Origin of the sequence: Bacillus sp. LJBS06, assembly GCF_016924995.1 — a bacterium.
Classification (GTDB): domain Bacteria; phylum Bacillota; class Bacilli; order Bacillales; family Bacillaceae; genus Bacillus; species Bacillus stercoris.
Genome location: NZ_CP070483.1, coordinates 631,537 through 643,518, shown reverse-complemented (window position 1 = coordinate 643,518; position 11,982 = coordinate 631,537). Strand labels below are relative to the sequence as shown.

Here is an 11,982-nt window from a genome sequence, read left to right as displayed (position 1 = left end):
TCATCAATGTTGCGGCTGTTCGTCATCTCTATTCATCATGATGATTACCGGAAGATCTTGACCTTAAGAAAATCTAGAAACCGTTTTGCTCAGCAACCGTTTTGAACCATTTTCCGCTCTTTTTGACGGTTCTTTCTCCGTCTTTCTCGAGATTGACTGATACAAACCCATATCGGTTTTTATAGGCATTTGTCCAAGACCAGTTGTCCATGAACGTCCATAAGTGATAGCCCTTTACGTTCGATCCTTCCTGCATGGCGCGGTGAATCCATTTAAGGTGCTCTTTTATAAATTCAATCCGGTAATCATCCTGAATCATGCCTTGTTCATCTCTGAAGCGCTCTTCGCCTTCAACTCCCATGCCGTTTTCAGAGATAAAACACTCGATGTTCCCGTAGTTTTCTTTTAAATTGACCAAAATATCATAAACGCCTTTTTCATAGATCTCCCAGCCCCGATGCGGATTCATTTTGCGGCCCGGCATGACGTAAGGATCAAAATACCTGTCCGGCAAAAAAGGAGCGTCGGGATTCGGAAGATGTTCTTTTGCTTTCACACGTCTCGGCTGGTAATAATTCACTCCCAACAGGTCAACCGTGTTCTTTTTGATGATGTCAAGATCTTCAGGAGTGTAATCAGGCATAAAGCCTTCATTCTTCAAAATGTCAACCAGCTCTTTCGGAAACTCGCCTTTGACAGATGGGTCTAAAAAGGATCTGTTAAAAAACGCGTCTGCGATTTCCCCGGCTTTCACATCCGCCGGATGGCTGCTTCTCGGGTATGATGGGGTCAAATTTAAAATGATGCCGATTTTTCCGTCCTGTTCCATCTCCCTGTAAGCCTGAATCGCGCGGGCACTTGACAGCATCGTATGAAATCCGACCTGGACAGCCTCTTTAAAGTCGACCTTGTTTGGATAATGAAAATCATATAAGTAGCCGCCTTCTACGGGAACGATTGGTTCATTATGCGTGAACCATTTTTTCACTCTGCCGCCAAACAAACGGAAGCACGTTCTTGCATAGTTTTCATAAGCGTCAACCGTCTCTCTGTTTACCCAGCCGCCGATTTTTTGAAGCGCCATCGGCATATCGAAATGAAACAAATTGACAAAAGGTTCAATTCCGTTAGCGATCAACTCATCAATGACATTGTTATAGAAATTTACGGCTTTATCGTTGATCTCGCCTGTTCCGTCTGGTATGAAACGCGACCAGGAAATCGACATCCGGAACGAGTTGTGGCCAAGCTCCTTCATCAGCCTGATATCTTCTTTATAATTGTCGTAAAATTGGGATGTGGCTGCGGGTCCGACATGGTCAAAAAAACGATGCGGTTCTTTCTCAAACCAATAATCCCATATATTCTGCCCTTTTCCGTCTCTGTCGGCGGCACCCTCCGTTTGTGTTGCTGAAGCGGATGATCCCCACCAAAAATCTTTAGGAAAACGATATTGTTCTGTTTGTGCCAAGTCTCTCTCCCCTTATGTCACATTTTAATGCTGTTATCATTTTGCTGAGCAGCTGTTTCCTGCACAGCCTGTTCTTTTTCTTTTGCAAGATTTAATTTATCCATTGCTTTTAGGAACGGAAACCAAATCACGAAGACAATCAGCAGATTGATAAGCTGCATCACGCCCCCCATAATCGAGTTCGTCGCCATGATGCCATTAATGAATAATGGAACCGTCCACGGCACCGTCACACCAGTCGGAGGCGGAACGAGCCCCGCTGACATGGCCAGATAGGTGACGAGCGTAACAACCATCGGCGCCAGCACCCAAGGCACAATGATGATCGGATTCATGACAATCGGAAGCCCGAAGATAATCGGTTCGTTTACGTTAAAAATACCGGGAGCGAGGCCAAGTTTTGATACTTGCTTCATCTGCCTGCTTTTCATGAAGATGAGAATGGTAAACACAATCGCAAGCGTCATCCCCGTTCCGCCCATCCCTACTGTATAAATCTCCATAAACGGTTTTGAAATAATATGAGGAATTTCTTTTCCCGCCGTGTAAGCAGAAAGGTTTTCTACCTGCAATGTATTCCAAATCGGGTCCATTACGGAGTTGATAATGATCTGTCCATGCAGGCCGAAAAACCAAAGAATTTGAATGAAAAACACGGCAATAAGCGTCGGAATGATACCGCTTCCAAGCCCTACAAGCGGAGCCTGAATCGCGTGATAAATGACGTCGTGCATATTTGTTTTGAAAAACAGAGTCACCATTACGTTAATCAGCAAAAATACGGTCAATGTGATAAAAGCCGGAATAAGTGCGGCAAATGATTTTGCTACAGCAGGCGGAACACCGGCTGGCATTTTGATTGTCAGGTTTTTCTGAACGATTCTTCTGTAGATTTCACCAGAAAGAAATGCCGTAATCATGCCAAGAAACATCCCTTTTGCACCGAGACGGTCGACCGGGATAACCCCTGTAATGGCATCTCCTGTTTCCGGCTGAACGATAAATGGCGTTAAGAGCAAAAAGGAAACCAAAGCGATCGCTCCGCCAAATACAGCTTCGACCTGATAGCTTTTTGACAGGTAATAGCCTATCCCGAACACAACAAAGACAGACATAATGCCCATAGTCGCCGTGGAGGCAATGCCGAAATGAGACTGAAACGATGTAAGCATTGAGGTGTTCATGATTTTGTTTAGAAACGGCAAATTCGTTAACACGACAAAAATGGACCCGAATATCGTCAGCGGGAAAGCCAGCATAAATGCATCACGCAGCACTTGCAAATAACGGTTATTGTTTAACCTACCTGCAATTGGAACAAGGAATTGGCTGATTTTCTCGAACACCCTATCCACCCCGATTATTTATAGATTCTTGGTTTTAAAGAGATCAAGCATCTCTTTCACTAATTCTTTCATGGATAATGTTGACATCAGGTGATCCTCCGCATGCATAAGCAGCAATGAGAAAGCTGCTGCTTCTCCGCCGGATTCCTTCTGTATCATTTGAAAGTGAATGTCATGGGCCGCGGATAAATCCTGCTCCGCCTTGGCAATGAGGGCATCCGCCTCATCCTTGTTCCCTTCTTTATAGGCGCGCAGTGATTGTATGATGCAGCTGCGGGCATTTCCGCTGTGCAGGATTAGCTGAAAACTGATTTGCTCGTCTGTTAAATTCGTGATTTTCATCTGTTCCATTATTGATTCACCATTAAGGACAATGCCTGCTCATACGCTTTTTTCCCATCTGCCATTCCGTAGGCCATCATGTCAATGACTTCAACTCGAATGTTGTATTGATCCGCCTCTTTTTGGAGTTCGCTTTTCAGAAAGCTCATTTGCGGACCAATCAAAACGGCATCCGCTTTTCTCATGTCTTCTTTTGCCTTATCTTGGCCAACAGCCCAAATCTCTGCTTCCTCACCGATAGACTGTGCGTATTCCTTCATTTTTGTCACCAATAAACTGGTAGACATTCCTGAACTGCACGCAAGTAATATTTTTTTCAACTGCTATCCCCCCTGTATTTAAAACGCTTACATGGATTATTATAGTCATTTAATTTTAAATGTCTATACTTTTATAAAATAAATATAATCATATTTTTGTACGGTTCATCGTTTTGTAAATTTTTCTATGGAAGATTCATTCATAATGTGTTACACTCATCAACGGAAACGAATCAATTAAATAGCTATTATCACTTGTATAACCTCAATAATATGGTTTGAGGGTGTCTACCAGGAACCGTAAAATCCTGATTACAAAATTTGTTTATGACATTTTTTGTAATCAGGATTTTTTTTATTTATCAAAACATTTAAGTAAAGGAGTTTGTTATGAATTTCAAAGTTTTCCTGCTTGCAGCTTCTACGATTGCAGTCGGATTGGTTGAGTTAATTGTGGGAGGGATTCTTCCTCAGATCGCAAATGATTTAGACATTTCCATTGTTTCAGCCGGACAGCTGATCAGTGTATTTGCGCTGGGATATGCAGTATCTGGGCCTTTGCTTTTGGCATTGACTGCGAAGGTTGAGCGGAAGCGCTTATATTTAATTGCTTTATTTGTTTTCTTCCTTAGCAATCTTGTCGCCTACTTCAGCCCTAATTTTGCAACACTGATGGTATCCAGGGTATTGGCGGCGATGAGTACAGGGCTGATTGTTGTGCTTTCTTTAACGATTGCCCCGAAAATTGTAGCGCCTGAATACAGAGCCCGCGCAATCGGAATTATTTTTATGGGATTCAGCTCCGCGATCGCATTGGGCGTGCCGCTCGGAATCTTAATCAGCGATTCTTTCGGATGGCGGATTTTGTTCCTTGGCATCGGCCTGTTGGCGCTGGTCTCCATGCTGATTATTTCAATCTTCTTTGAAAGAATACCAGCAGAGAAAATGATTCCTTTCCGGGAACAGCTCAAGACGGTTGGCAATCTGAAAATCGCGAGTTCACATCTCGTCACGATGTTTACATTGGCTGGGCATTATACACTATACGCCTACTTCGCTCCGTTTTTAGAAGAAACTCTTCATCTGAGTTCTTTCTGGGTCAGCATTTGTTATTTCCTTTTCGGGATATCCGCTGTATGCGGAGGCCCTTTCGGAGGAGCGCTTTCAGACCGGCTTGGTTCCTTTAAGAGCATTTTGCTGGTAACCGGTTCCTTTGCCATCATTATGTTCTTACTGCCGCTGTCTACATCGTCTATGATTTTCTTTTTGCCTGTCATGGTCATTTGGGGTCTTCTGAGCTGGAGCCTCGCCCCCGCTCAGCAAAGCTATTTAATTGAAATTGCACCAGATTCCTCTGACATTCAGCAAAGCTTTAACACATCGGCCCTCCAGGTCGGAATTGCCCTTGGCTCAGCCATTGGCGGTGTTGTTTTGGATCAGACGGGTACTGTGGTGTCAACGGCATGGTGCGGCGGATCGATTGTGATCATCGCTGTCCTGTTTGCTTTCATTTCTTTAACAAGACCTGTTCAGACAGCAAAAAAATCCTCCTTGTAAAAGGAGGATTTTTTTATTATTTAGCTGAAAGCTCATCTTCGGTGACCCATTTGTGGTTTTTCACTTTTTCGCCGCTTGTTGTCGATGTATAGTCAACCATGTATACAGTTGTTTTTTCCGCGGAGTCGATCTCAGCTGTTGCTCCTTTCATGCCTTTCATATGAGAAGCCTCTAAAATCGCCTGATCTCCGGGTTGTAACGTTTTATCTCCGGCATCTTTGATTTCTTCTTGGATGACCCATTTGTGATGATCCACGCGCTGTCCTCCGTTTGTCGGAGTATAAGAGACAACATACGCCGTTGTATCGTAGGTGCCTGTCACTGTGGCTTCGGCACCTTTCATGCCTTTCATATGGGAAGCCTTGATGATTACTTGGCTGCCTACTTTGTATTTTGGATTTTTAGATTCCTGTAATCCCTCTGGAACGTCAGCTGATCCGGAATGGTCCATCTCTTCATGTGTTGAGGAATTGTCATGTGTGCTTTGTTTCGTACTGTTATTGTTGCCGCATGCTGATAAAACAAAAACAAGAGATAACATCAGAATTCCCAGTGCATTTTTAGAGATTTTCATGTTCATTCTCCTTTGCTTCATTTTTTTACTGTAACTATTGCCCGCAGACAATGAAAAATAACATGTCCTCTCGATAATACTATACCCCCGAATGGTATGTAAATGCGCTGATGTTCTCATAAAACGTTCCCGCAGTTTGTCCTATTCCCCTCAACTTGTAAAGCCAAACATGAAAAAAAGCCGCTGTCAGGCGGCAATTACTGATTTAAGATTTTGATATACACACCTTTTTTTGCTTTTTGATAGGCGGCCTCACCCATTTTCCTCACCTGTTCAGAAGCATCTGAGGATTTGATCCATTTGTCATCGTGAAAAATGGATGGGTCGATAAGACGCATTTTCTTCTTTTGATGGAAATCGTACTGGATGTCATCTTCTATTACTTGTATGCTGGGATGAATGGATGTAAGCAAGCTCAGAACTTCTTCATTTTTTGATGACCACAGGATGTTCAGTACCTCTTGATCCGTTTTCAGCAGATCCTTTGCGGATATGACATGATGCCGCAGCGCTGCTTTCAACGCTCGCGCTAAATATTCATATCCATATACATTCACGGGATCTAAAAAGAAATCAATCACTTCTTTGTAATACACACCGACAAACCATTCGGCGGCTTCGATACCGTCCGGAAACATCCTTCCGTCTCTCACAATAAGATGATCCAAAAAGGTTTGCGCTTCGTGCAGACTAATGTGCCCATATCGGTACATATCACGCAGCGTATAGTCTATCCGATCAGCACACAGCTCCGGTGCAGGCTGTTCGAGCAACGTCCATCTTGAATCGTCAAATAAAAGTTCTTCGCTTTGATAGCCGTATTTTTGTAAAATGTCCGGGATTTCAGAGTGAACAATCACTTGTTGATAGATGTTTTCATGATAGTCCTCGGCATGATTTTCAAAAACAATGTCGGCCACATGTGAAAAAGCCGTGTGTGATACATCATGGAGCAGGCCTGCAATCTGCTCTTCTATCGTTCCTCCGAGCTTTTTGATGAGGAGCATCACGCCGATGGAGTGCTCATACCTGGTCACATTCCACTTTCGATTGACTAAAAAGCTTGCTCCGCCTTGATAGATTCCTTTTAATCTTTGCATCGGAGCGCTTTTGATAAGTTCTTCCAGCACTCCGTCTATATGGTGTTGCCCGTAAATAACATCGTTGATTTCCATGCCGTCACCTCAACGTCTATTTTCTTAGTGTTCATTTTATTGTATATATTGATCGTATACTTTCAATAGAGGAGTGTTACGATGATCATCATCCCAAACAATGAGATAGCGAAACAGATGTTGACCGATTTTTTTGCCAAGCATTGGGGTACACCCGAGATGGCGATTTCCAGCGGCATTTTTCGGTGTGATGAAATAGATGGATTTGCCGCCGTAAATGAGAGCGGCGAAATCATTGGCTGCATTACATACACAATAGATGGGAAAGACTGTGAAATTATTTCATTAGATAGTATGATTGAAAATAAAGGAATCGGCACAGCTTTACTTCAGCAGGTTGAAGCGACAGCTAAGCATGCACATTGTCAGCGAATAAAGCTTATCACAACAAATGATAATGTACATGCGATGGCGTTTTATCAAAAGAGAGGCTATCAATTCGCTGCAGTGTTTCCAAACGCAGTTGAAAAAGCGCGGCGGCTCAAGCCGGCGATTCCCGTGATAGCTGAAAACGGCATTTTGATTCGGGATGAAATTCTTTTTTTGAAGGTAATAGATTAAACGAATAGGAGTCTTTTATGTCCAGTCATTATAAATACCCTCTCATTTTCACGGCATTTCTCTTCATCGCTTTCTGCCTAATCTTTTTTTCCTATCGCCTGATTCATCATGTGCGTTTGGAGTATCCGAATTGGCAGGGAGAAAGCAAAGATCAGAATTGGGAAGCTGTTTTCAAAAAAAATGAAGATGCACCGAATGAATACAGCGGCGAACTTTATTGGATCGGCGATACAAATGAAACAGCCGACACTTATTTGGAATCACTGATTGTAAAAAAGGATAATGAGGTTCTGCTGAATTCTAACACAGAAATTCCAATGCGTGACTATTCCGGTGGCACTTTTCGTGATGGAAGCGCAAAAGAAAAGTCTGTTTCTTTTTTAGAGCGGTTAGATGAACATGAGCTTGAAGGCCATGATATAACCATTGAAGTGAAATGGAAGCAAGGCGATCATTATTCTGCGAGTCAGCTTACGCTCCATGAAAAGACCTTGTTTGAGTAAAAGCAGCAATAGATGATCAAAATTTTAAAAAAGACAAATGAAAAGGCGTAGCATATTTTAAACAGCTAATATGTTATGCCTTTTCTACTTTTTTCATTTCCGCCAAAAAGTGGAGCAGTCCGCCTTATCCCGAATATTAAACTCAATCATTTTCTCAAGTAGCGTGTAATCAACTGGACCGTTCCAGGGGATACGTATTAGCTGCTCGGTGTGGTCATATCCGGCCTTCACAATATCATCCTTTACGTGCGCTATCGTTACTTTTTCTGGAGCGACAGCTAAATGCTTTTTAGAAACACTAAAACCAATAATAAATGTACCGTGATCCGTAAACATCGGTTGGTTCCATTTTATTTCTGTATGTAAATTTGGATATTTATTTTTTATCCAAGTCAACACCTCATCGGTTCTTTCGCGGTGGAACGGGTCATCGATCCCCGCTATATACTCAGAAAAAACATCCATGTTGTTCCCTCCTAAATAAATGATGCCGTTCAAAGAAGTTCTATGCGACTATAGAAGATTTCAGTTTACCTACCCACGGCCAGTATCTCCAATTTATTCTTTAGTACTATCTCTCTTTCCTTCTAAAACTTCTCATAAAAGAAGAACCATTCTTTTGATAGCAGATTCTTGTAAACCCAATCTTTAAAATCGATTAATACTAGCTTAACAGTTTAAAAATATAATTGGGTTGTCATTGAGATTTAACTATTTTAGGAGGTTATCCAGTTGAAAAAATTCCCGAAGAAATTACTGCCTATCGCAGTTCTATCATCTATTGCGTTCAGCAGCTTAGCCGGCGGCAGTGTGCCTGAAGCCAGCGCCCAGGAAAAGAAAAAGGGGAACCAAGACGAAATTAAGAATGTTATTGTTCTGATTGGTGATGGTATGGGTGTGTCTTATACGTCTGCTTATCGATACTTAAAGGATAATAAAAAGACAAAAGCTGTGGAGCCTACTGCTTTTGATCAGTATCTTGTCGGCCAGCAAACAACTTACCCCGATGATCCAGAACAAAATGTAACGGATTCTGCAGCGGCGGCAACGGCTATGTCTGCGGGAATTAAAACATACAATAATGCCATAGCCGTGGATAATGACGGGTCAGAGGCCAAAACGGTGCTTGAAGCTGCGAAAGAAAAAGGAAAAGCAACAGGACTTGTGGCTACTTCAGAAATTACACACGCCACTCCGGCCTCTTTCGGGTCACACGACCACAGCCGAAAAAATATGAACTCAATTGCGGATGATTATTTTGATGAGATGGTCAACGGCAAGCACAAAATTGATGTCCTTCTAGGCGGAGGAAAGAGCAATTTTGACCGTAAGGACCGTAATTTGATCAAGGAATTCAAAAAAGCGGGATACAGCTACGTGGATAACCGTAAGGACATGCTGAAAAACAAAGACAGCCAAGTTCTCGGTCTATTCGCTGACGGCGGCCTGCCTAAAAAGATTGACCGGACGAAGGATATTCCATCACTTAAAGATATGACAAACACAGCCATTAAAAAATTAAACAAGGATAAAGACGGATTCTTCCTCATGGTGGAAGGCAGCCAAATTGACTGGGCGGGCCATGACAATGATATCGTCGGCGCCATGAGCGAGATGGAAGACTTCGAACAAGCTTATAAGGCGGCTATTGATTTCGCCAAAAAAGACAAGCACACATTGGTTGTGGCAACGGCTGACCACTCAACCGGCGGATATTCCATCGGTGCGGACGGCATCTACAATTGGTTCAGTGAACCCATTAAAGCCGCAAAGCGCACACCTGACTTTATGGCAGAAAAGATCGCTGACGGCGCGAATGTTGAAAAAACGTTAAAAACATATATCGATCAAAAGAAATTGGCTTTAACAAAATCCGAAATTCAATCGGTTGAAAAAGCAGCCAAATCGAAGGAAGTGCTGGATATCGATAACGCCATTGAAAACATCTTCAATAAACGCTCTCACACTGGATGGACAACAGGGGGCCATACCGGTGAAGATGTTCCCGTCTATGCATACGGTCCGTCTAGTGAGACATTTGCCGGCCAAATCGACAATACAGAAATCGCCAAAAATGTCTTCAAGGCTTTACAATACAACATTAAGATTAACGATAAGTAAAAGAATACAAGATATCCCGTTGCTTGTATGAAGTAACGGGATATCTTTTTAATGGAGGAATCATCATGAGAAGAATTCTTTCAATTTTGGTTTTTGCCATCATGCTTGCGGGCTGCTCATCAAACGCCAGTACTGAAAAACAGCATGCAGGCGGGGAGAAAACAGTAAAAGCCGAGCCGCAAAGCACTTCATCCCAGAAGGACAGTACAGATGATTATCAGCCTAATTCCCAGGTAACTGATGACCGGTCATTGCTTAAGGTCGGCCAAACGTTTTCTGATGATAAGGGAAAAGCTGTCTTAAAAGATATCAAACAAGTGAACAAAACCTATAAGATTGGCGACGTGGAGTTAACAGTAAAAGAAATGAAGCTGATCCACTTGCGCCCGGACTACAGCATGATTGATTATTTTCATGAGTTAACACACGATGAAGAGTTCGATTTCGTTAAGGTTTTCGTTGATATTAAGAACACCTCTTCAAAAAAAGTAAATGTTGCGCCGATTGCCTTGATGAAAACAAATACAGGCGAAACCTTTGATTGGAACAAAGATATTTATCTTGAAGAGTTAAACGGCGAATTGGAAGGCGGCGCCGAAAAGTCCGGTAATCTCGGGTTTATTGTGAACGCATCAAGCGGCCATGCTCATGATAAGGCCGCGGATGCTGAGAAGAAAACAAAAGAGATCAAGTGGATCGAAATCACGACAAGTGACGTCTTTGACCATAACCATAAGAAAATCAGCGATGCTCAAAAAATCAAAATCAAGTTTTAAATCAAGAACTCCCGTACAAGGTACGGGAGTTCTTTTTCTTATTTGTATTTTTGGCGAATCAACTCATCAATCCGCTCCATCACTTCTTCCATGTCCATACATTCTTTGAAGCTTTGATTGATTTTTTTAATGCCTGCCATATACTGATCGTTGCGCAAAACCTCATCTACGGCCTGTTTTAATATTTGGGCATTGACTTCATCTTTAGAGATGACATAGCCTGCTTGGAGTTCAGAGAGACGCTGCGCCACCATCGGCTGGTCCTTGTCATGAGGCATGACAACCAGTGGCACGCTGAAATGAATCCCTTCGTTTACGCTGTTCATTCCGCCGTGTGTAATGAAAACATCCGATTGCTCCAGCACTTCCAGCTGAGGGACATACGGAGCAATGATAAAGTTTTCTGGGGCCTGCTTTAAATTGGTCAAGTCTGCTTTTTCTCCAGCAGCGATGACGACTTTTCCGTTAAAGCCGGAAAATGCATCGATACAAAGGTTGAAGAATTCCTCTGTATGATCCAGTACAGTCCCCATTGAAATATAAATGACCTTTTCATCTTTTAACTGTTCTATCGGGAAATCTGTTTTTTCCGCTCTCTTTGGAAAGCTTGGGCCGATAAACAGACACTCGTCCCCGAAACGATCACTTTCCGGCTGAAAATAACGGCTTGTATACACTACGTTCAATTCCCCTTTATTGTTCATGAATTGAACCAGGTTTTTCGGGGCAACACCGTACGTTTCTTTCATTTTTGCCAAAAGGTCTTCGCACTCTTGATCCAATTCAAGCGGCGCTCCAGACTCCGGATGCAGCGGCAGGATTTTCAGATGCTCCTCGCCAAACAGGAAAGACGCCGATGAAGAGACTCCTGGAATATCTAAGTAATCCCTCACCAATTCCCCCGCGCCGAATTTATCATAATAAACAAAATCAAATTGAATGCTCTTAGATAAATCTTTGACAATCTGTAAAATGTCCAATGACGTTTTGATATGGATTTTGACGAATTCAAGAATGCCATTGGGCGAACCGACATGAATAGGTGTTGTTCTCAGCAGATCCCTGTGAAGATGGACAGTTGCTCCCGCTGCTTCTAAACGTTTTTTATATTTTTCAGTGGAGATATAATGGACATCATATCCCTTATCGGAAAACGCTTTTGTAATACCTAAGGTAGGATTCACATGGCCTTCCGCAGGAAAATTCAAAATCAATACTGTCTTCATGTAGACAACTCCCTCTCAAATCGTATTCTGAATCTTTGTTTGATTAGACTACTACTAATCGTAAGATGGG

At 42.5% G+C, this 11,982-nt stretch carries 13 protein-coding genes and 1 riboswitch; of the genes, 5 read left to right on the top strand and 8 right to left on the bottom strand.

Features of this window, described 5'->3' with window-relative positions:
* Positions 1-73 precede the first annotated feature (73 nt).
* The 4 genes from gmuD to JQX68_RS03315 are packed head-to-tail and all read right to left on the bottom strand — an operon-like array spanning position 74 to position 3,479.
* Entirely contained in the window at positions 74-1,471 is a 1,398-nt protein-coding gene (gene gmuD / locus JQX68_RS03330; RefSeq protein ID WP_147772967.1) for a 6-phospho-beta-glucosidase GmuD, read from the bottom strand.
* Positions 1,472-1,488: 17 nt separating this feature from the next.
* Positions 1,489-2,817 (bottom strand): PTS cellobiose transporter subunit IIC, encoded by a 1,329-nt coding sequence (celB, locus tag JQX68_RS03325; protein WP_040084020.1) that lies wholly within the window; start codon positions 2,815-2,817, stop codon positions 1,489-1,491.
* An 18-nt stretch (positions 2,818-2,835) separates the two neighbouring features.
* Positions 2,836-3,168: a PTS sugar transporter subunit IIA gene (locus JQX68_RS03320; RefSeq protein ID WP_040084022.1), complete on the bottom strand. Its 333-nt coding sequence runs from the start codon at positions 3,166-3,168 to the stop codon at positions 2,836-2,838.
* Complete coding sequence (locus JQX68_RS03315; RefSeq protein WP_014475989.1) at positions 3,168-3,479, bottom strand: PTS sugar transporter subunit IIB; 312 nt, start codon at positions 3,477-3,479, stop codon at positions 3,168-3,170. Before JQX68_RS03315 ends, JQX68_RS03320 begins: the two co-directional genes overlap by 1 nt.
* A gap of 175 nt (positions 3,480-3,654) precedes the next feature.
* Positions 3,655-3,754, top strand: a riboswitch (purine riboswitch).
* Positions 3,755-3,809: 55 nt separating this feature from the next.
* Between JQX68_RS03315 and pbuE the strand changes: the two genes are divergently transcribed.
* A complete protein-coding gene (pbuE, locus tag JQX68_RS03310) occupies positions 3,810-4,976 on the top strand; it encodes a purine transporter PbuE (RefSeq protein WP_014662995.1) in 1,167 nt (388 codons plus the stop codon).
* Positions 4,977-4,992: 16 nt separating this feature from the next.
* Here the strand turns inward: pbuE and JQX68_RS03305 are convergent, their stop codons facing one another.
* Positions 4,993-5,601 (bottom strand): YdhK family protein, encoded by a 609-nt coding sequence (locus tag JQX68_RS03305; RefSeq protein WP_147772966.1) that lies wholly within the window; start codon positions 5,599-5,601, stop codon positions 4,993-4,995.
* A gap of 146 nt (positions 5,602-5,747) precedes the next feature.
* Complete coding sequence (locus tag JQX68_RS03300; RefSeq protein ID WP_147772965.1) at positions 5,748-6,725, bottom strand: HD domain-containing protein; 978 nt, start codon at positions 6,723-6,725, stop codon at positions 5,748-5,750.
* An 81-nt stretch (positions 6,726-6,806) separates the two neighbouring features.
* Here JQX68_RS03300 and JQX68_RS03295 point away from each other — a divergent pair, with 81 nt between their 5' ends.
* Both JQX68_RS03295 and JQX68_RS03290 read left to right on the top strand, forming a co-directional pair.
* Positions 6,807-7,286, top strand: a complete 480-nt coding sequence (locus JQX68_RS03295; RefSeq protein ID WP_069149059.1) for a GNAT family N-acetyltransferase — start codon at positions 6,807-6,809, stop codon at positions 7,284-7,286.
* Between the two features lie 17 nt (positions 7,287-7,303).
* Positions 7,304-7,789: a YdhH/YoaO family protein gene (locus tag JQX68_RS03290; RefSeq protein WP_095432034.1), complete on the top strand. Its 486-nt coding sequence runs from the start codon at positions 7,304-7,306 to the stop codon at positions 7,787-7,789.
* A gap of 93 nt (positions 7,790-7,882) precedes the next feature.
* On the opposite strand, the gene fra is transcribed toward JQX68_RS03290, so the two are convergent.
* Positions 7,883-8,254 (bottom strand): iron chaperone frataxin, encoded by a 372-nt coding sequence (fra, locus tag JQX68_RS03285; RefSeq protein WP_147772964.1) that lies wholly within the window; start codon positions 8,252-8,254, stop codon positions 7,883-7,885.
* A 267-nt stretch (positions 8,255-8,521) separates the two neighbouring features.
* Between fra and phoB the strand changes: the two genes are divergently transcribed.
* Together phoB and JQX68_RS03275 are read left to right on the top strand one after the other, a co-directional pair.
* Positions 8,522-9,910: an alkaline phosphatase family protein gene (gene phoB, locus JQX68_RS03280; protein ID WP_080478171.1), complete on the top strand. Its 1,389-nt coding sequence runs from the start codon at positions 8,522-8,524 to the stop codon at positions 9,908-9,910.
* A 65-nt stretch (positions 9,911-9,975) separates the two neighbouring features.
* Positions 9,976-10,686: a membrane lipoprotein lipid attachment site-containing protein gene (locus JQX68_RS03275; RefSeq protein WP_147772963.1), complete on the top strand. Its 711-nt coding sequence runs from the start codon at positions 9,976-9,978 to the stop codon at positions 10,684-10,686.
* Between the two features lie 38 nt (positions 10,687-10,724).
* On the opposite strand, the gene JQX68_RS03270 is transcribed toward JQX68_RS03275, so the two are convergent.
* On the bottom strand, positions 10,725-11,912 hold the full coding sequence (locus JQX68_RS03270; RefSeq protein ID WP_147772962.1) for a macrolide family glycosyltransferase: 1,188 nt from the start codon (positions 11,910-11,912) through the stop codon (positions 10,725-10,727).
* Positions 11,913-11,982: the final 70 nt, after the last annotated feature.